Source organism: Streptomyces sp. NPDC044719, from assembly GCF_056433405.1.
In genome coordinates, this window is sequence record NZ_JBWKHE010000001.1 from 891,787 (window position 1) to 910,964 (window position 19,178).

Annotated in this window: 16 protein-coding genes and 1 riboswitch; of the genes, 10 read left to right on the forward strand and 6 right to left on the reverse strand. The window is 69.3% G+C overall.

All coding sequences use genetic code 11. From position 1 onward, the window contains the following. Nucleotides 1-75 precede the first annotated feature (75 nt). Nucleotides 76-201, reverse strand: a riboswitch (cobalamin riboswitch). A 208-nt stretch (nt 202-409) separates the two neighbouring features. After that, nucleotides 410-4,003, forward strand: a complete 3,594-nt coding sequence (locus tag AC07DF_RS04220) for an NACHT domain-containing protein (protein ID WP_478966731.1) — start codon at nt 410-412, stop codon at nt 4,001-4,003. Between the two features lie 64 nt (nt 4,004-4,067). On the opposite strand, the gene mctP is transcribed toward AC07DF_RS04220, so the two are convergent. The 3 genes from mctP to AC07DF_RS04235 form a co-directional block, all read right to left on the reverse strand. Further along, entirely contained in the window at nt 4,068-5,696 is a 1,629-nt protein-coding gene (gene mctP / locus AC07DF_RS04225) for a monocarboxylate uptake permease MctP (RefSeq protein ID WP_478966733.1), read from the reverse strand. Further along, a complete protein-coding gene (locus AC07DF_RS04230; RefSeq protein WP_454360328.1) occupies nt 5,693-5,947 on the reverse strand; it encodes a DUF3311 domain-containing protein in 255 nt (84 codons plus the stop codon). Before AC07DF_RS04230 ends, mctP begins: the two co-directional genes overlap by 4 nt. Before the next feature lie 138 nt (nt 5,948-6,085). Continuing rightward, entirely contained in the window at nt 6,086-6,850 is a 765-nt protein-coding gene (locus tag AC07DF_RS04235; protein WP_215118602.1) for a GntR family transcriptional regulator, read from the reverse strand. 266 nt (nt 6,851-7,116) lie between these two features. On the opposite strand from AC07DF_RS04235, the gene AC07DF_RS04240 reads away from it, so the two are divergent. From AC07DF_RS04240 to AC07DF_RS04265, 6 genes are all read left to right on the forward strand, one after another. Next, nucleotides 7,117-8,397, forward strand: a complete 1,281-nt coding sequence (locus AC07DF_RS04240) for an extracellular solute-binding protein (protein ID WP_478966736.1) — start codon at nt 7,117-7,119, stop codon at nt 8,395-8,397. 160 nt (nt 8,398-8,557) lie between these two features. Continuing rightward, entirely contained in the window at nt 8,558-9,544 is a 987-nt protein-coding gene (locus tag AC07DF_RS04245; protein ID WP_478966738.1) for a carbohydrate ABC transporter permease, read from the forward strand. Next, entirely contained in the window at nt 9,541-10,419 is an 879-nt protein-coding gene (locus AC07DF_RS04250; protein ID WP_478966739.1) for a carbohydrate ABC transporter permease, read from the forward strand. The genes AC07DF_RS04245 and AC07DF_RS04250 overlap by 4 nt, the downstream gene beginning before the upstream one ends. 9 nt (nt 10,420-10,428) lie before the next feature. Then, nucleotides 10,429-12,003, forward strand: a complete 1,575-nt coding sequence (locus tag AC07DF_RS04255; RefSeq protein WP_478966741.1) for a glycoside hydrolase family 3 protein — start codon at nt 10,429-10,431, stop codon at nt 12,001-12,003. A gap of 30 nt (nt 12,004-12,033) precedes the next feature. Then, nucleotides 12,034-12,282, forward strand: coding sequence for a helix-turn-helix transcriptional regulator (locus tag AC07DF_RS04260; RefSeq protein WP_184590604.1), 249 nt, complete (start codon nt 12,034-12,036; stop codon nt 12,280-12,282). Then, the gene (locus tag AC07DF_RS04265; protein WP_478966743.1) at nt 12,279-12,830 is read left to right on the forward strand and encodes a hypothetical protein; all 552 of its coding nucleotides are present in this window, start codon (nt 12,279-12,281) and stop codon (nt 12,828-12,830) included. Before AC07DF_RS04260 ends, AC07DF_RS04265 begins: the two co-directional genes overlap by 4 nt. A 31-nt stretch (nt 12,831-12,861) precedes the next feature. Here the strand turns inward: AC07DF_RS04265 and nagB are convergent, their stop codons facing one another. Continuing rightward, a complete protein-coding gene (nagB, locus tag AC07DF_RS04270) occupies nt 12,862-13,647 on the reverse strand; it encodes a glucosamine-6-phosphate deaminase (RefSeq protein ID WP_478966745.1) in 786 nt (261 codons plus the stop codon). 247 nt (nt 13,648-13,894) lie between these two features. Here nagB and AC07DF_RS04275 point away from each other — a divergent pair, with 247 nt between their 5' ends. Then, nucleotides 13,895-14,965, forward strand: coding sequence for an SIS domain-containing protein (locus AC07DF_RS04275; protein ID WP_478966747.1), 1,071 nt, complete (start codon nt 13,895-13,897; stop codon nt 14,963-14,965). A 106-nt stretch (nt 14,966-15,071) separates the two neighbouring features. On the opposite strand, the gene AC07DF_RS04280 is transcribed toward AC07DF_RS04275, so the two are convergent. Further along, the gene (locus AC07DF_RS04280) at nt 15,072-15,824 is read right to left on the reverse strand and encodes an SDR family oxidoreductase (RefSeq protein WP_478966749.1); all 753 of its coding nucleotides are present in this window, start codon (nt 15,822-15,824) and stop codon (nt 15,072-15,074) included. A gap of 97 nt (nt 15,825-15,921) precedes the next feature. On the opposite strand from AC07DF_RS04280, the gene AC07DF_RS04285 reads away from it, so the two are divergent. After that, nucleotides 15,922-16,620, forward strand: a complete 699-nt coding sequence (locus tag AC07DF_RS04285) for a TetR/AcrR family transcriptional regulator (protein WP_478966750.1) — start codon at nt 15,922-15,924, stop codon at nt 16,618-16,620. A 377-nt stretch (nt 16,621-16,997) separates the two neighbouring features. Continuing rightward, a complete protein-coding gene (locus AC07DF_RS04290) occupies nt 16,998-18,464 on the forward strand; it encodes a sensor histidine kinase (RefSeq protein WP_478967589.1) in 1,467 nt (488 codons plus the stop codon). Nucleotides 18,465-18,656: 192 nt separating this feature from the next. Here AC07DF_RS04290 and AC07DF_RS04295 read toward each other — a convergent pair whose 3' ends face one another. Continuing rightward, complete coding sequence (locus AC07DF_RS04295; RefSeq protein ID WP_016639615.1) at nt 18,657-18,914, reverse strand: WhiB family transcriptional regulator; 258 nt, start codon at nt 18,912-18,914, stop codon at nt 18,657-18,659. Nucleotides 18,915-19,178: the final 264 nt, after the last annotated feature.

Genomic DNA, 19,178 nt, shown 5'->3' on the forward strand with positions numbered 1-19,178 from the left:
AGCACACGAGCGCACACGGCGTCGCGTCCACCGGCCCATTCCACGAGGCCCGGACGTCAGGGCACCCCGGCCGGACGGCCGGGTGCGCTGTCGGCAGGTCCTCGGACTGACGCTCGTGCACGAAACATGCACAAGTACACCGTTGCGGGACAGTTCCGGATTCGCACCGGATTCCCCTGCGGCGACAGCGAGCACGAGCATACATCTTGTGCTGGGTTCGGGTGGCACCCCCAGATGTTGTGTCGCGCTGGTGTCGGAGCGTCAGCTGACAGGCGAGAAGAGTGATGCCCTGTCGGCGTTTCTCCATCGGGTTGCGCGGCGTGCGGGGAGTGCTTCCATGGAAGTAGGTGCCGACGTCCGCGGGTCCTCCGTACTGGGAAGAAGATCGCCCTCGGAGGGAGTACTCACCATGACGAGGGTCGTCCGTCGCACACCGGGCAAGGAGCGGCCCCACAACGCGCCGATGGCCACGCTGGATCTGCGACGGGCGGCGAGATGGACCAGCCGCGTCGTCGTCGGCTACTGGCACAGCGTGACCATCCGCCTCGAGGCACGCCGCGGCACCACCCGGCCCAGGAAGTGGCGCAGGTGGTTCTCCTACACCAACGTGCTCCGGATGGTGTGGGCGGTCGGCGCCCTCGTTGTCTTCGGCTGGATCGGGGCCGGCGTGCACATGCTGGTCACCGACGGGGAGACGTCGGTCGAGAGATGGCAGAAGGAGCCGGGGCTCGACGCCTTGGTGCGTTTCATCGGCCCGGCCCTCACCGCTTCGGTCGCCGCCGCGCTCTTCCTGTTCTGGTGGTACAGCTGGAACAAACGGCGATACCTCGTGAAGGCCCGCAAGGACCCGCACAAGCTCGTGCTCACGGCGGGGCAGGACTCCACCGAGATCGTGGGTCGCGAGGAGCTCGCGCAGGTCATCGCCCAACGGCTGAGGGAGCGCGGCACCCGTCGGCCCTATCTGCTCGTGGGCGGTGTCGGCACGGGGAAGACCGCCGTCCTTGTGCGGCTCACCGAACTACTGGCCCGGCAGCGTGCCGTGCCCGTGCCGATCCGGCTCCGGGACGCCGACGGCGGGACCGATCTGAACTTCGAGCGCATGGCCAAGCAGCGTTTCGCCGAGGTGGCGCCGCAGGGCATTCTGGCCCGTACCAAGATCGAGCGGGTCTGGCAGCAACTGCTCGCCGACGACAAGCTGGTCGTCATCGCCGACGGACTCGAAGAGGCTCTTCTCGACGGCGGTCTTCAGCAGAACCGTGACAACATCATCCGGTGTGCCATCGAACGCGCCTATGAGGAGCGGCTGCCGGTGGTCATCGCCTCCCGGCCGCACAGTCCTCTGGACACCACGCCCGCCGCGATCGTGGAGCTGGAACCGCTGAGCGAGGAGGAGGCGCTGCAATTCGTCAAAGCCTCCGTACCGGAGACGGACGAGCGCCGCGTGGACTGGATCGTGGAGACGGCGGAGGTGACCGAATCACCCGTCTACCTGCAGATCGCCCGTGAACTGCACCGGCACGGCGCCCTCGAACGTGACCGCCCGACCGACGACCCGAAGCGTCTGAACACCCGCAGCCGGGACCGGAGCACGCTTCGGTTGTGGCTGTTGGACACCTGGGGCCGTGCCCTGCTCGAAGGCAGGCTGCGCGAGGACGTCGCGCTCGCCCCGCAAGAGCGCCGCGACACCCTCGAGGTGGTGTCCGCACTGGCCTGTGTGGGACTGCTCCAGGACAAGCTGGAGGTGGACTGCGCCGAGTTGCTCGGCCCGGACAGTCACCCCGGTGGGCCTCTGTGGGTCAGGGTGCCCGGCACCGACCGGTACGGCGACAACGGGGACGCCTTCTGCGAGTGGCACCGGGAACAGATCTGGGCAGCGCTCCGCGAAAGGCTCGGCGACCAGGAGGGGAGGCGGCTGCACAGGGGGAACATGGCGCAGTGTCACGCCGTGCTAGCCCGTCTGGTGGGCAACGCGGACAAGCTCGGGCTGCTGGAGAGCTCCGAGATGAAGGCGCGCTTCCCGCACAGCATCCTGCAGGCCTACTTCGGTTTCCGTCTGCTGAGCCACCTGGAGGAGGCCGACGCCGGCGAGCTGATCGAGCAGGCGCTGCGGCCGCCCGGCCCCGGACGTGAGCTGCTGGTCGCGGTCGTGTTCATGTCCCGCGGGCGGGTGGCCAGACGTCCTCCCCGAGCCGGCGGCGTCGGGGCCGGGTTCCAGGAGGGGAAGGACGAGCTGTCGCGGAGCAGCCCCGTGCGTGGGCGCGCCCTGTCCGAGCGGCTCTGCGCGGCCGCGCAACACCGGCCGGACGACCCGAAGACCCTCGACCTCTACGCGGCTGCCCTCGAAGTCGAGAGTGTGGAAGCCGACCCGGGACGGCTGGGCGACATCGTCGAGAAGGTGGCGGCCGACTGGTCGGGCATCCAGGGCGATCAGCGCACTCTCGAGGACGCGAAACTGCGGCTGCTCAAGCAGCTGGGCGCGGCGTCGCGGGAGGCTTCCAAGAAGATCGACACCACCGCGATGTACGAGAAGATCTTCGAGCTGGGCATCGCCGAGCCCTCGTACTCCATCCGCCTGGCCGTCGCCCAGGAGTTCGGCAGCGGCGGCAACGAGGCGTTCGCCGTGATCCGTGAGCGGGTCGGTCTCAACAGCGACCCCATAGGGGAGTACAACGCCAAGATCCGCGACATGAAAGCCGAGAACACGAGGGAATTCGAAGAGTGGACCTCGAGAATGGGGCGGGCCAGGTCCGCCCGTGCGTCCTCGCCCGCCGCGTCCTTCGAGGCCATCGACCGGCTGCAGATCGAGCGGGAGGAACTCAACCAGCGGTACGAGAACCAACGGGTCGAACTGCTGCGTGAGTTCGTGATGCGGGCCTGGATGCTGCCCATGCTGCTGGGGTCGGTCGACGACTCCCACCGCGGCGAGGCCCGGGAGCGCCTCACCAAATGGCTGCTCCACCTCGACCCGGCCCATACGGACGGCGCCCCCGATATGCCGCTCGCCCTGGAGGCGGCGCTGGCCCAGGGCTTCAAGTACGCGGCCAACCGGCGCCAACGTCATCCGAACACGGACCCCGGCAGAAGCGTCGACCTGATCCGGCAGGCGGAGACCGTACTGCAGCAGACCCGGTGCTGGTACTCGCAGCTCAGCCTGCTCCAGGCGCTGTGCCTGTGGAAGCTTCCGGACCGGCTCGGCCACCATGAGCGGGACGGCGACACCACGGCAGCGCCGAGCGACGATCACCACGGGTCGCGCGAGCCGCTCCTGACGATCGGTGGCTCGACCGCCGTGCAGACCGTCCGGCGCTGGCTGGCGATGGCCGGCACGGTGAACGCACCGCCCGGCCCGCCCGTTGCGAACGGCGACTCGCCGCGGCGGCTGCTGCACCCGTTCGTCGCCGAGGCGGGTGACCTGGTGGCCCTCGCCCTGGAGACCGGACAGCCCGAGCGCTTCCTCTGGATCGACGAGAAGGGCGTCGCCGACAACATCGGTTCCCGTACGGACCACTCCGGCGCCTACCGCAAGCACAACCTGTGGATCCCGCCCTCGGTCGGCTGGAGCACCCTCGACGGGAGGGCCCAACGTCTCGTCGCCGACGTGCTGGTGATGCTGAACCTCATCGAACGGGAGGGAAAGCCCGACGAGGTCGAGGAGCGCATGGCCCGCGCCGAGCAGTCCGGCATGCCTCTCCCACCGTGCCTGCGCACCGACCGCGAGCCGCTGCGGCCCGGCGCCCGGGTCGGTACCGCGAACCCGCCCGCACCCGGCACCACATGCCTGCCCGACTGCAAGTTCCAGCTCTGCCCGTACCCTCCCCAGGACTCCGTGCCCCGTGGAGAGATCCGGGAGCCGTTCTGCCGCCAGCAGCAGGCCCTGCTGCCCGGACGCCTGCGCCGCTGGTTCCCCAGGCTGTTGCGCCGGAAGACACCGCCTTGGGTGAGCATGCGCGTCCGTGAGCTGGACCGCTTCTGGCATGCGATGGCCGCGCGCACCCGCGACTAGGACGGCGGGCGGATACGCCGACGGGCCGCCGGGTGCTCTCCCGACGGCCCGTGCTGCGCTGGGATCAGTGCGAGGTACCCGCCGTGGCCGGCGGCAGTTCCACCTGCACCCCGGGGTCGCCCGCGTCCGCCGTGTAGTCCTCCGGCTTGGTCTCGTCGACGCCGTCGGGGGCCTTGAGGGCCCTCAGGGCGAAGGTGAGGACCACCGTCACCACCACGTTCAGGACGAACGCCGTGAGGCCGATGTAGCCGATCTCGCCGATGCCCGGGATCTCCTTCGAGGAGCCGCCGAAGTGCTTCTGGGTCGGCGAGGCGACCCCGTACGCAGCGGCCGTCCCGTAGATCATGCCGACCGCCCAGCCCGCGAGCAGTGCCCAGCGGTGGAACCAGCGGGTGAACAGACCGCCGACCAGGGCCGGGAAGGTCTGCAGGATCCAGATGCCGCCGAGCAGCTGGAAGTTGATGGCGACGGTCTTGTCCATGGTGAGGACGAAGGCCAGCGCGCCCACCTTCACCAGCAGGGAGACCAGCTTGGAGACCTTGGTCTCCTGCTCCGGCGTGGCGTCCGGCTTGAGGAAGTCCTTGTAGATGTTGCGGGTGAAGAGGTTCGCGGCCGCGATGGACATGATGGCCGCCGGCACGAGCGCTCCGATGCCGATCGCCGCGAAGGCCACGCCGGCGAACCAGTCCGGGAACATCGTCTCGAACAGCTGCGGGATCGCCAGCTGCCCGTTCTGCACCTTGATCCCGGCCGCGATCGCCATGAAGCCGAGCAGCGCGAGCAGGCCCAGCATCAGCGAGTACAGCGGCAGGATCGTGGTGTTGCGGCGGATCACCTCACGGCTGCGCGAGGACAGCGTCGCCGTGATCGAGTGCGGGTACATGAACAGCGCGAGCGCCGAGCCGAGCGCCAGCGTGGCGTACGTCCACTGCCCCGCCTCCGGCGGCACCAGCGCACCGCGCGCCGCCCCCGTGGCCGGGTTGGTCTGGCTGTACGCGTCGCCCGCCTTGGCGAAGATCTCGTCGAAGCCGCCCAGCTTGATCGGGATGTAGATGATCGCCACCGCGATGACGATGTAGATCAGGGTGTCCTTGACGAACGCGATCAGCGCCGGGGCACGCAGGCCCGAGGAGTACGTGTAGGCCGCCAGCACGCCGAACGCGATCAGCAGCGGCAGGTCCTTGATGAACCAGTTGGTGTCCTCGCCGCCGCCGACGCCCATCACGTCCAGCACGGCCTGGATGCCGACCAGCTGGAGCGCGATGTACGGCATGGTCGCGAGGATGCCGGTGACGGCCACGGCCAGCGACAGGCCCTTGGAGCCGAAGCGGCCGCGCACGAAGTCGGACGTCGTCACGTACCCGTGCTTGTGGGACACCGACCACAGGCGGGGGAGGAAGGTGAAGATCAGCGGGTAGACCAGGATCGTGTACGGCACCGCGAAGAAGCCGGCCGCGCCCGCCGCGTAGATCGCCGCCGGTACGGCCACGAAGGTGTACGCCGTGTACAGGTCGCCGCCGAGCAGGAACCACGTGACCCAGGTGCCGAACGACCGGCCGCCCAGGCCCCACTCGTCGAGGCTGTTCTCGTTCTCGGCCTTGCGCCACCGCGCGGCCAGGAAGCCCATGACAGTGACGAGCAGGAAGAAGAAGATGAAGACGGCGAGTGCGACGCCGTTCACGCCGTCCTTCACCGCGCACCTTCCTTACGGGCGCGCTGGTCACGCTGCCACAGCTTGTAGGCGATCATCGTCAGCGCGGTGGAGATGAGCACCCACGCCATCTGGTACCAGTAGAAGAACGGGATGCCGATGAAGGCCGGGTCGGTCTTGGCGTACGAGCCGACCCACAGCATGGCCACGAAGGGCGCTAGGAGGCAGACGCCGATGACGACGCGCATCGGCGTCACCACCGGACCTCTACTGGCTTCTGGGGCTTGCGACATCAGGCGGCTCCGTCCCCTCAGTGATCACCTGTGTAATGCGCAGGCAATCTAGGTCAGGGGGCGGCGGGAACGGAACCCCTCGTCCGCAATGCGACACCCAATAGAAACCGGGCTCACCAGCGGTCCGCGCGGCGTGCGCTACTCGACGGGCCTCTTCAGCCGTGCCACGAACTTGTACCGGTCCCCCCGGTACACCGACCGCACCCACTCCACCGGCTGCCCCTCCCGGTCCAGCGAGTGCCGGGACAGCATCAGCATGGGCAGGCCGACGTCCGTGCCGAGCAGGCCGGCCTCGCGCGGGGTGGCCAGCGAGGTCTCGATGGTCTCCTCGGCCTCCGCGAGATGGACGTCGTAGACCTCGGCCAGCGCGGTGTACAGGGACGTGTACTTCACCAGTGACCGGCGCAGCGCGGGGAAGCGCTTGGCGGACAGATGGGTGGTCTCGATGGCCATCGGCTCGCCGTTGGCCATGCGCAGCCGCTCGATACGCAGCACGCGTCCGCCGGGCGCGATGTCGAGCAGGCCGGCGAGGCGGTCGTCGGCGGTGATGTAGCCGATGTCCAGCAGCTGCGAGGTGGGTTCCAGGCCCTGGGCGCGCATGTCCTCGGTGTACGAGGTCAGTTGCAGCGCCTGGGAGACCTTCGGCTTGGCGACGAAGGTGCCCTTGCCCTGGATGCGCTCCAGGCGGCCCTCGACGACCAGCTCCTGAAGCGCCTGGCGCACGGTCGTGCGCGAGGTGTCGAACTCCGCGGCCAGCGTGCGCTCGGGCGGGACCGGCGTGCCGGGCGCCTGCGTGTCCGTCATGTCGAGCAGGTGCTTCTTCAGGCGGTAGTACTTGGGCACGCGTGCGGTACGGACGGGCGCCCCGTTCTCGTTCTCCGCGCTGCTGACGTCGGTGCTCATGCTCCGCCTTCCCGGCTCGGTCCGCCGACACGATCCCACTTGTATACCGTCGGCGCCGCTTTTGGTCTAGTCCACAACATCCAGTGGTCTACCTGAAGTATGGCGTGTACAGCCGGTATTTCGCTGGCTTATTACTTAAAGGTTCCTGCATATGTAGGTCGCATAACGGCTGGTCAGAGCTTTATCGGGCCTCTTGACAGGTCTCGTGGTCCAGGCCAAGCTCCTCCCTACTGGTCTACACCAATGGTCCAGCTGAGGAGGGTGGCGTGAAGCGCAAGCTGATATCCGCGATCGGTATCGCGGGCATGATGGTCTCCATCGCGGCGTGTGGGGGCGAGGGCGGTGGTTCGGACAAAGGCGGCGCGGACGCCAAGGAACTGACCGTCTGGCTCACCGTCGACGCCCAGAACAACTGGCCGCAGCTGGTGAAGGCCGCCGACGCCGCGGTGCAGAAGAAGCACCCCGGTCTCAAGATCAACCACGAGTACTACGGCTGGCCCGACAAGAACGCCAAGCTCGACGCCGTCCTCGCCACCGACAAGGCGCCCGACGTCGTCGAGATGGGCAACACCGAGATGCTCGGCTACATGGTCAAGGGCGCCTTCGCTCCCCTGGACCCGGCGAAGTTCGACAACTCCGACGCCTGGCTGGACGGCCTCAAGGCCTCCGTCACCTACGAGGACAAGACCTACGGCGTCCCGTACTACGCCGGCGGCCGCGTCGCCAACTGGCGCAAGGACATCGCGGCTTCGGTCGGTGTGAAGACGCCCCCGAAGACGTACAAGGAACTGACCGCGGCCCTGGACAAGATCCAGAAGAAGCAGGGCGGCAAGTTCAACGCCTGGTACCAGCCGACCCGCGACTGGTACGCGGCCATGTCCTTCGTCTACGACGCCGGCGGCGCCATCGCCACCGAGTCGGGCGGCCAGTGGAAGGCGAGCCTCTCCTCGCCCGAGTCCCTCAAGGGCCTGACGGAGTTCAAGAACGTCGTCGACTCGTACATGCACGGCGACAAGACCAAGGACGAGTCCGACCGCTACATCGTCTACGGCCAGGGCAAGTCCGCCATGATCTTCGCAGCCGCCTGGGAGGGCGCGACCGCCGAGGATCCCAAGAACGACAAGACCGGCAAGCTCAAGGGCAACCTCGAGAACTTCGTGATGCCCGGCCCGTCCGGCAAGAACATGCCCGTCTTCCTGGGCGGCTCCGACCTCGCCGTGCCGGTGAAGTCCGGCGCGCAGGACCTGGCCGCCGAGTGGATCAACGCGTACACCGGCTCCTCCGGGCAGAAGGGCCTGATGGCCAAGGGCAATCTGCCCAACAACAAGACCGACCTGGCGACGCTGAAGAACGACCCGGCGACGGCGGTCCCCGCCACCGCGGCCGAGTCCAACTGGTTCGTCCCGATGGCCCCCGGCTGGGGGCAGGTCGAGAAGGCGCAGATCCTGCAGACCATGCTGCAGAGCATCGGCACCGGCAAGAAGTCGGTCGAGGCCGCCGCCAAGGATGCGGACGCCGCGATCGACAAGGTCATCAACACGAAGTGACCTACGGGCCTGTCGTGCGGATCAGGTCGCGGGCTCATACCGCGGCGCCGTGCGGACCCCGCGTCCGCGGCGTGGTCCGCACGACAGGCCCAGGGGACGGGGCTCCCTTGTCGCGGAGCCCCGCCGTCGTCAGACCTGAGGGAGCGCCGAGGAGCACGCGATGAGTGCCGCAGACACCACCACCCCCGCCAAGGTGCCGCCACCGCGGCAGGCACCGTCACCCCTAGCCGACGCGCCGCCACGGGTGAAGCGGCCGTCGGGCGGGGCCACGGCCCCCTGGCTGCTGCTCGCGCCCTGCCTGCTGATCCTCGCCCTGGTCATGGGCTATCCGCTGGCCCGGCTGGTCACCCTCTCCTTCCAGAAGTTCGGGCAGTCCCAGCTGTGGGGCTTCCAGCCGGCCGAGTCGGTCGGGTTCGACAACTTCGCCAAGGTGCTGGGCGACAGCGAGTTCTGGGCCGTCGTCCTGCGCACCATCGTCTTCGCGGCCGGTGCCGTCATCTTCACGATGGTGATCGGCATGGCGCTCGCGCTGCTGCTCCAGCGGGTCTCCGGCTGGCTGAAGGTGCTCATCAACATCGTGCTGGTGGCGAGCTGGGGCATGCCGGTGATCGTGGCGACCACGGTCTTCAAGTGGCTCTTCGACTCGGACTACGGCGTCTTCAACGCGCTGCTGAGCAAGCTGCCCGGCGTCGAGATGATCGGCCACAACTGGTTCGCGAGCGGGCCCGAGGGCCTGGCCGTGATCATGCTGCTGGTGGTGTGGGGAGCCGTGCCGTTCGTGGTCATCACGCTCAGCGCGGGTCTCACCCAGGTGCCGAAGGAGCTGGAGGAGGCGGCCCGCCTGGACGGGGCCGGCTCCTGGGGCGTCTTCCGCTACGTCACCCTGCCCGTCCTCAAGCCGATCATCGTGATGCTCACGACCCTGTCGGTCATCTGGGACATGGGTGTCTTCCCTCAGGTGTTCGTTATGCGCAACGGCCACCCCGAGCCGGAGTTCCAGGTCCTCAACACCTACTCCTACGACAGGGCGTTCGTCGTCAACGACTACGCCCAGGGCTCGGCCATCGCGCTGATCACCGTCCTGCTGCTGCTCGGCGTGGTCGCCGTCTACATGCGGCAGATGCTGAAGATCGGAGAGGTCGAATGAGCACGCTCGCCGGAGCCGGTCGTCGGGGGACAGCCAGCGGCCGGAAGGCAGTCGGCCGCCGCAGGTCGCGGCTCGGCTGGAACCTCCTCGGTCTCCTGGTCTTCGTCGTCGCCGGCTTCCCGCTCTACTGGATGCTCAACACGGCGTTCAAGCCCGCCAAGGACGCCATCGACCCGGACCCGGGCCTGCTGCCCACCGGCATCACCTTCGCCAACTTCGGCCGGGCGCTGGACATCGCCGACTTCTGGGGCCCGGTCGGCCGCAGCATGGTGGTGTCGCTGGCGGTCGTCGTCATCGGCATGGTCGTCGGGCTGCTCGCCGCGCTCGCCATCTCCCGGTTCGCCTTCCGCGGCCGCAAGATCGTGATCGTGGGCATCCTCGCGGTCCAGATGGTCCCGCTGGTCGCCATGATCATCCCGGTGTTCCTGCTGCTCAACGACCTGGGCCAATACGACCGGCTGACCGGCCTCATCATCACGTACCTGACCTTCATCCTCCCGTTCACGGTGTGGACGCTGCGCGGCTTCATCGTCAACATCCCGAAGGAACTGGAGGAGGCGGCCATGGTCGACGGCTGCTCCCGCACGGGCGCCTTCCTCCGGGTCGTCTTCCCGCTCCTGGCCCCCGGCATGGTCGCCACCTCGGTCTACGGCTTCATCCAGGCCTGGAACGAGTACCTCTACGCCCTGATGCTGCTCAGCCAGAAGAACCAGACCGCGACCGTCTGGCTCGGCAACTTCACCACCAAGCACGGCACCGAATACGCCCCGATGATGGCCGGCGCCACGATGATGGCCGTGCCCATCGTCGCCCTCTTCCTCCTCGTCCAGCGCAAGATGGCCGCGGGCCTGACCGCGGGCGCCGTGAAGGGATGACCCCACCCGATGACGACACTCGCCAGCGGCACCGACACGCTCACCCGCGACGCCCTCACCGTCCTCCAGCCCGGCTTCACCGGCACCACCGCCCCCGACTGGCTGCTGCGCCGCCTCGGTGAGGGCCTCGCCTCCGTCGGACTGTTCGGCCGCAACATCGCCTCCCCCGGCCAACTGACCGCCCTGACCGCCCAGCTGCGGGCCGAGCGCGACGACGTCCTCGTCGCCATCGACGAGGAAGGCGGCGACGTGACCCGCCTGGAGGTGCGCAACGGCTCCTCCTTCCCGGGCAACCACGCCCTCGGCGCGGTCGACGACGTCGAGCTGACGCGAGCCGTCGCCCACGAACTGGGCCGCCGCCTCGCGGCCTGTGGCGTGAACCTCAACTGGGCCCCCTCCGCCGACGTCAACTCCAACCCGTCCAACCCGGTGATCGGTGTCCGCTCCTTCGGCGCCGACACCGGGCTGGCCGCCCGGCACACCGCTGCCTATGTCGATGGTCTCCAGTCCGCCGGGGTCGCCGCCTGCACCAAGCACTTCCCCGGCCACGGCGACACGGCCGTCGACTCCCACCACTCCCTCCCGCACATCGATGTCCCCGCGGACGTGCTCGCCGACCGCGAACTCGCCCCGTTCCGGGCCGCCATCGCCGCCGGCACCCGTGCCGTGATGAGCGCCCACATCCTGGTCCCGGCCCTGGACCCCGACCACCCGGCCACCCTCTCCCGGCGGATCCTGACCGGCCTGCTGCGCGGCGAACTCGGCTACGACGGCCTCATCGTCACCGACGGCATGGAGATGCGGGCCATCGCCGGCACCTACGGCATCGAACGCGGCAGCGTCCTCGCCGTCGCCGCCGGAGCCGACGCGATCTGCGTGGGCGGCGGCCTGGCCGACGACGCGACCGTACTGCGGCTGCGCGACGCCCTGGTCGCGGCGGTGCGCGCGGGCGAACTCCCGGAGGAACGCCTCGCCGACGCCGCGGCCCGGGTACGGGCGCTGGCCCGCTGGGCGGGCGCCGCGGACCGCTCACCCGGGGACGCGCACCGCGACGACATCGGCCTGCGGGCCGCCCGCCGCGCCCTCACGGTGACCGTCGCCCCGGGCCTGGAGGGCCCGGAGAGCTTCAAGCCCCTCACCGAACCGCCCTACGTCGCCGCCCTCACCCCCGTCGCCAACATCGCGGTCGGTGACGAGACCCCGTGGGGCGTCGCCGCGGAACTCATCCACCTCCTGCCGGGCACGGTGACCGGCAGCTTCTCCGCCGGGGACGGCAAGGACGGCAAGGGCGGCAGGGCCGACACGGACGGGAAGAGCGGGGCGAGCGCCGGACACGCGGCCCTCCAGGCGGCCGGTCCGCGCCGCATCGTCGCCGTCGTCCGCGACGAACACCGCCACCCCTGGATGGCCTCGGCCCTCGACACCCTGCTGGCCGCCCGCCCGGACACCATCGTGGTCGAGATGGGCGTCCCCCAGGCCGCCCCGCGGGGCGCGCTGCACATCGCCACCCATGGCGCGGCTCGCGTCTGCGGCCGGGCGGCAGCCGAGGTGATCACCGGACTGGCCGGGATCACAAGGTTGTAAGGCTGCATCTGAATGTAGTACTTCTTATACATGAGCGAGCAGGTGCACAACAGGTTGGCCATGGTGCGTGCCGAACGGAAGGTGTCGCGCCAGAGCCTGGCCGAGGCAGTGGGAGCCCACTACCAGACCATCGGCTACATCGAGCGAGGGCAGTACAACCCGAGCCTCGACCTGGCGCTGAAGATCTCGAAGTTCTTCGGCCTGCCGGTCGAGGCCGTGTTCTCACTCGAACCGTTCCGGCCGCTCACGGACGAGGTCTACGGGAGGAACCAGCCATGACGACGACACGCCTGACCCGCTACGACCGGAGCATGCTGCGGCTGATGAACGACCGCCGGGGCCAGGCCTGGTACGCCACGGCGGCACGCCGACGTCTGGCCGTCGCGGCGCACATCACCCTCACCGTGGCCCTCGGCGGACTGATGACCCACTTCTTCCTCGCCAAGGGTGAGCCGCTGTGGCCCGTCGCCGTGATGGCCGTACTGCTGCTTCCCTGGATGGTCGCGACCGGCGTCATCAACGGTGCCACCAGGGGCCTGCTGGAGCTGCGCGAACACGTCCTGGACGAGAGGCAGTCGGCGGAACGCAGCCGCGTCCTGGCCCGCGCCCACCGCACGACGACCCTGCTCCTCGCGGCAGCGGTACTGGCCCTGCTCGCGGCGGGCCTCTCCGACGGCGACGCCCCGAAGGCCTACGCCGCGCCCCTGCTCATCGCCGTCTTCGTCGTCCACTGGGTGATGCCGCTCTGGGTCGCCGGCCTGCGCGCCCAGGACGAACCGGCCGAGGACGACGAACTGGAACGCGAGGCACCCGCGTCCGCGGCATGATCCGAACGAAAGGGGACTTCGCGAACAAGCCCTAGATCCCCTGCCACTCCGGCTTGTTGACGTACGTGTGCCGGAAGTAGTCCGCCAGCTTCAGCTTCGACGCGGCGGCCTCGTCGACGACGACGGTCGCGTGCGGGTGGAGCTGGAGCGCGGACGCGGGGCACACCGCGGCGACCGGCCCTTCCACCGTCGCGGCGACCGCGTCCGCCTTGCCCTCGCCGGTGGCCAGCAGCACCAGGTGCCGGGCCTCCAGGATCGTCCCGATGCCCTGCGTGATCACGTGATGCGGCACCTGGTCGATGTCGCCGTCGAAGAACCGCGCGTTGTCGATCCGGGTCTGCTCGGTCAGCGTCTTGATCCGGGTCCGCGACGCCAGCGACGAGCACGGCTCGTTGAACCCTATGTGCCCGTCGGTCCCGATCCCGAGCAACTGCAGGTCCACACCCCCGGCTTCCGACAGCGCCTTGTCGTACGCCTCGCACGCCGCTTGCACATCCTCGGCGGTGCCGTCCGGGCCCGTGAATCGGCCCATCCCTATCCCGAGCGGCTCCAGCACCTCACGCCGCAGCACCGAGCGGTACGACTCCGGATGGTCCGCGGGCAGTCCCACATACTCGTCGAGCTGCGCGATCCGCGCCCCCGCGATGTCCACGGCACCGGAGAGCACCTTGGCCGCCAGCGCCTCGTACACGGGCAGCGGCGTCGAGCCCGTCGCCACACCGAGCAGCGCGTCGGGCTTGCGCCGGAGCAGCTGGGCCATGGCCTCGGCGATGAGCTCGCCGCCCGCCTTGGCGTCCGGAACGATGACAACTTCCACGCTGGGCCTGCCGATCTGAGAGGAATGCTCGACTGGGACTGGACCCTCGAAAGGGTATGTGGTTTAGACCAATCTAACAGAGCGGGGCCGCCGCTCCCAGGGTGTACGCACTCGGTCCCGGGCGGGCGGCACGACTGTTCCGACCAGGCCTCGACCAGGTGAACAGTGCCGGTCCCGCGGGGGCGTTCTCCGGCCCGGGGGAGTGGAATGGGAGCTGCAGACGCCCGCGCCACGGAAGGAACCCGCCATGACCGCCGCCGCACCGGACCCCTTCAGCGAGCTCCCGGGCCGGACCATGGCCCGGGAGATGGCCGAGCAGCCCGCCGTCCTGCGCCGGATCCTGGCCGACGGCGCCCCCGCCGTCCGGGACGTGGCACGGCGGATCGCCGCCCGCGCACCCCGCTTCGTCCTGCTGACCGCCCGCGGCACGTCCGACAACGCCGCCCTCTACGCCAAGTACCTTCTGGAGATCCGCCTCGGCCTGCCCTGCGGACTCGCCTCGATGTCCACCACCACGGCCTACGGCGCCCGACCCGACCTCACGGACGTCCTCGTCGTCACCGTCAGCCAGTCCGGCGGCTCCCCGGACCTGGTCGCCTCGACCCGGGCCGCCCGCGAGGCCGGCGCGATCACCCTGGCCGTCACCAACAACCCCGACTCACCGCTCGCCGACGTCTCCGAGTACCACATCGACATCATGGCCGGACCGGAGAAGGCACTCCCCGCGACCAAGACCTACACCGCCTCCCTCCTCGCGCTGTATCTGTTCGTCGAGGGCCTGCGCGGCGGCGACGGCGCGCCCGCGCACGTCCTGCCGGACCTCGCCGGGCAACTGCTCGCCCGGCAGGACGAGGTACGTACCCTGGCCGCCCGCTACCGCTTCGCCGAGCGCATGGTGATCACCTCACGCGGCTACGGCTACCCCACGGCCAAGGAGGCCGCCCTCAAGCTGATGGAGACCAGCTACATCCCCGCCCTCTCCTACTCCGGCGCCGATCTGCTGCACGGCCCGCTCGCCATGGTGGACAACGTCTCGCCGGTCATCGCCGTGGTCACCGACGGCAAGGGCGGCGAAGCGCTCCAGCCTGTCCTCGACCGGCTGCGTGGCCGCGGCGCCGACCTGGTCGTCATCGGCCCCAGTCACCAGGTCGAGCAGGCGTCGGCCGGCTTCGCCCTGCCGACGGACGGCGTGGCCGAAGAGGTCCAGCCCGTCCTGGAGATCATCCCCCTCCAACTCCTCGCCTACGAGGTCACCATCGCCCGCGGCCAGGACCCGGACGCGCCTCGCGCCCTGGCGAAGGTGACGGAGACGCGCTGAACCACGGGGGCTCAGGGGTGTCGGGGGAGTGCCCTCGGTCCTGACCGCCCTCGTGTGAGCCCGGCTCGGGTGCGGGCGAGCGGGCCCCGATGTCGCCCGCACCCGGCTACGTCAGCGAACCGCCCGTCACATCCACCCAGCTCCCCGTCACCCACCGGCCCCCGTCCGAGGCGAGGAACGCCACCACGTCCGCCACCTCGGCGGGCTCGCCCACTCCGCGCAGTGCCGATATCGCCGCGGCCTTGGCCCAGCCGTCGGCACTTCCGCGCAGCAGTCCCGCCGTGTTGTCCGTGTCGATGATCCCGGGCGCCACCGAGTTCACCGTGATGCCCCTGGGGCCCAGCACCTTGGACAGGTCCCGTGAGAGGACGTCCAACGCGCCCTTCGTCATCGCGTAGGCCATGTTGTCCGGCATCACTGCCGTCCGGGCCAGCCCCGACGAGATGTTGACGACCCGGCCGCCGTCCCGCAGTCGCGTCATGCCGTGCTTGAGAATGAAGAACGGCGCCTTCACATTGACCGCGAAGACCTGGTCGTACTCCCGCTCGTCCAGTTCCCCGATCGGTCGCGTGTTCCCGATCCCCGCGTTGTTCACCAGGATGTCGAGCCCGTCCGCGTACCGGTCGAACTCCTCCCACAGCGCCTCGGCGTCACCCGGTACTCCGAGCTCCACGCCCACCGTGAACGCGGAGCCCCCTGCCGCCTCGATCGCCGCGACCGTCTCCTTCGCCGCCGCCTCGCTCCTGCCGTAGTGCACCGCGACCCGAGCGCCTTCGCGCCCCAGTCGCTCGGCGATTCCTCGCCCGATGCCCCTGCTCGCCCCAGTGACGAGTGCCGTCCGGCCTGTGAGCACGCCCATGGCCGCGCCCCCTTCGCATTTTCCTAGTGGTCGCTACAGAAAAGACCGTACAACGACCCGGCGACATTTCTCTAGTGCCCGCTATAAAATGCACCCCATGGTGAACGGCGACGACGCGACCGCGAAGACCGAGAGGCATGCCACCGCGGACGCCCGGAAGGTGGGGGCCGCGGGCGAGGGCAAGAAGAAGGGCAGGCCTCGCGGCCGCCCTCGCTCCTTCGATCGCGAGACCGCGCTGGAGAAGGCCGTGCTGGCCTTCTGGGAGCACGGCTACGAGGCCACGTCCGTCTCCGATCTCACCCGCGTCATGGACATCGGCGCCCCCAGCCTCTACGCGGCCTTCGGTGACAAGCGCTCCCTCTTCGAGGAGGTCGTCCGCGTGTACGGCACGAGGCACGGCTCCTTCACCGACCGCGCCCTCGCGGAGGAGTCCACCGCCCGGGCCGCCGTCGAGCGCACGCTGCGCGAGGCCGCCACCGCGTACACGGAACCCGGCCACCCGCACGGCTGTCTCGTCGTCCACGCCGCCACGAACTGCTCGGACGCCGAAGTCGAGCAGTCGCTCCGGGACCGCCGCAACGCCAACATCGCCGCGTTCGAGAGCCGCATCAGGGCCGATGTCGCCGCCGGCGTGCTGCCCTCGGCCACCGACGCCGCCGCCCTGGCCCGCCATGTCGGGGCGATGATCCAGGGCATGTCACAACAGGCGCGGGACGGGGCGAGCCGGGAGGAACTGGAGGCGGTCGCGAAAATTGCCATGACCATCTGGCCCCACACAGGAACCCACAAGGGTTAGGCTGCGTGGTGGACGTCAGTACGTCCGATTCGCGGGAGACAGCACAACAACGAACAGCCTCCAACGCATGGACACCCCCTAGTGGTCTAGTCCACAATGCGTACGAGGGTGCTTGCGAAGCACGTACAAGCCTCCGTCTTCCCCGCACAGGAGGGCGGACCGAGGAACCGAGGCTCTCTGCCCTGACTGCCCCGGGTCCTCATCCTTCGGCCGACCGGGACCGCACACCCCACGGCCGATGCTGCTCCGGGCTGCGGTGCCGGGAGGGTTGAGGGTCCCTCTCAGGCGCCGCGGCCCGCGGGTGTTTTGGGCCCGGAGGGGATCCGAACATTTCAGAGCCGTACAAACCCCCGGGTACGCTCGCACACGTGCCCTCCATGAACGAACTCGTACGCCAGCACACCGCACTCGACGACACCGATCTCGAGTGGCTGCACCTGCTGGTCTCGGAGTGGCAGCTGCTCTCCGACCTCTCCTTCGCCGACCTGGTCCTGTGGGTCCCCACCAGCGACGGCACCCGGTACGTCTCGGTCGCCCAGATGCGGCCCAACACCGGCCCGACCTCGTACCAGGACGACATGGTGGGCCACCTCGTCCCGCGAGGCCGCCGTCCCATGCTGGACGCCGCCCTCGACGAGGGCCGCATCGTGCGCGAGGGCGACCCCGAGTGGCGCGAAGAGGTCCCCGTCCGGGTCGAGTCAATCCCCGTGCGGCGGGAGGGGCGCGTCCTCGGCGTCATCGCGCGCAACACCAACCTCCTCACCGTGCGCACCCCGAGCCGCCTGGAGCTCACCTACCTGCAGAGCGCCTCCGACCTCGCACAGATGATCGCGGCCGGGTCCTTCCCGTTCGCGAACCAGCAGCTCGACATGGACGCCTCGCCCCGCGTGGGCGACGGTCTGATCCGGCTCGACGCCGATGCCCTCGTCCAGTACGCCTCACCGAACGCCCTCTCCGCCTACCACCGGCTCGGCCTCGCCTCCGACCTCGTGGGCCAGCACCTGGGAAGGACCACCGCGGAACTCGCCCCGACCCGGGGCCCGGTGGACGAGGCGCTCGCCAAGGTGGCCAGCGGCTGGGCGCCGCGCGAGTTCGAGATCGAGGCCAGCGACGGGGTGATCCAGTTCCGCGCGATCCCCCTCAGCCCCAAGGGCACCCGCATCGGCTCGCTGGTCCTGCTCCGTGACGTCACCGAACTCCGCCGCCGCGAACGCGAGTTGATCACCAAGGACGCGACGATCCGGGAGATCCACCACCGGGTCAAGAACAACCTCCAGACGGTGGCGGCCCTGCTCCGGCTCCAGGCCCGGCGCATCGAGTCCGACCGCGGCCGCGAAGCCCTGGAAGAAGCGGTGCGACGTGTCGGCTCGATTGCGATCGTGCACGAGACGCTCTCTCAGAACCTGGACGAGCGCGTCGAGTTCGACGATATCGCCGACCGCGTCCTGGCCATGGTCGCGGAAATCTCCCCGGGCAAGGTCACGGGCCGGCGCACCGGTCGCTTCGGCATCCTCGACGCCGAGGTCGCCACCCCGTTGTCGATGGTGCTGACCGAGATTCTGCAGAACGCCCTGGAGCACGGCTTCCGCGAGGGCGACACCGGCACGGTCGAGGTGTCGGCGGTCCGCGGCGGCACGACCAAGGAGGCCCGGCTGCTGGTCACCGTCCAGGACGACGGCGTCGGTCTACCGGAGGGCTTCGATCCGCACACCGCGGGCAACCTCGGCCTGCAGATCGTACGGACCCTGGTGGAAGGCGAGTTGGGCGGCACCTTCGACATGGTCCCGGCTCCTGAGCGCGGGACCCGCGTGATCCTCGACATCCCGGTGCGCTCACAGAAGTAGGAAGCGGCCGACGGGCTTGTACCGAAGCCCCCTGAACAGCATTGAGCCCCGGGCCACTTGGTGGCCCGGGGCTTAAAGCTCGTTGCTGCTTTGCTAAGCGCATCGGGGGAACTGCGCGCTGCGGCTCGGGGGCGGGAGATGCGTACTCGCTGTACGCGCCGCCAAGCTCAGGCTGTCAGCAGGGGTGGGTTGTCAGGCGGAGGCCTGACGGGCCCGGTTGCGGGCGGCGCGGCGCTTCATGGCACGGCGCTCGTCCTCGCTGAGACCACCCCAGACGCCGGAGTCCTGGCCGGACTCGAGCGCCCACTGCAGACACTGCTCCATTACCGGGCAGCGACGGCAGACGGCCTTGGCTTCCTCGATCTGCAGCAGCGCAGGACCGGTGTTGCCGATGGGGAAGAAGAGCTCGGGGTCTTCCTCGCGGCAAACGGCGTTGTGACGCCAGTCCATGGCTGCTACCTCTCCTTGGTATTACGTGCAGGGCTTGCTTGTGAATGTGAACGCTTTCACGAATCCCTCAACAAGTGAAGGGCCGACCGCCAGGTTCCCTGGCGTGGGTCCTGTGTTTTGAAGGGGGATTCTGGTGATCAGTGGAGGCCGGTGTTGCGGGCCGTCCCGATCGCCACGTAGAGACTCGCAAACCTCAGCGGCGGATACAACCCCTTCTGGAAAGTTTTTTTTGATTCTTCGGTGTCGACTAGGTCACAGCCGTAC

Bases quoted from the DNA above. Each gene is read 5' to 3' on its own strand.
- AC07DF_RS04285 (WP_478966750.1), top strand. From the start codon at position 15,922: ATGGTGAACGGCGACGACGCGACCGCGAAGACCGAGAGGCATGCCACC.
- AC07DF_RS04290 (WP_478967589.1), top strand. From the start codon at position 16,998: ATGAACGAACTCGTACGCCAGCACACCGCACTCGACGACACCGATCTC.
- AC07DF_RS04265 (WP_478966743.1), top strand. From the start codon at position 12,279: ATGACGACGACACGCCTGACCCGCTACGACCGGAGCATGCTGCGGCTG.
- AC07DF_RS04275 (WP_478966747.1), top strand. From the start codon at position 13,895: ATGACCGCCGCCGCACCGGACCCCTTCAGCGAGCTCCCGGGCCGGACC.
- AC07DF_RS04245 (WP_478966738.1), top strand. From the start codon at position 8,558: ATGAGTGCCGCAGACACCACCACCCCCGCCAAGGTGCCGCCACCGCGG.
- AC07DF_RS04235 (WP_215118602.1), bottom strand. From the start codon at position 6,850: ATGAGCACCGACGTCAGCAGCGCGGAGAACGAGAACGGGGCGCCCGTC.
- AC07DF_RS04220 (WP_478966731.1), top strand. From the start codon at position 410: ATGACGAGGGTCGTCCGTCGCACACCGGGCAAGGAGCGGCCCCACAAC.
- AC07DF_RS04295 (WP_016639615.1), bottom strand. From the start codon at position 18,914: ATGGACTGGCGTCACAACGCCGTTTGCCGCGAGGAAGACCCCGAGCTC.
- AC07DF_RS04280 (WP_478966749.1), bottom strand. From the start codon at position 15,824: ATGGGCGTGCTCACAGGCCGGACGGCACTCGTCACTGGGGCGAGCAGG.
- AC07DF_RS04230 (WP_454360328.1), bottom strand. From the start codon at position 5,947: ATGTCGCAAGCCCCAGAAGCCAGTAGAGGTCCGGTGGTGACGCCGATG.
- AC07DF_RS04250 (WP_478966739.1), top strand. From the start codon at position 9,541: ATGAGCACGCTCGCCGGAGCCGGTCGTCGGGGGACAGCCAGCGGCCGG.
- AC07DF_RS04260 (WP_184590604.1), top strand. From the start codon at position 12,034: ATGAGCGAGCAGGTGCACAACAGGTTGGCCATGGTGCGTGCCGAACGG.
- AC07DF_RS04255 (WP_478966741.1), top strand. From the start codon at position 10,429: ATGACGACACTCGCCAGCGGCACCGACACGCTCACCCGCGACGCCCTC.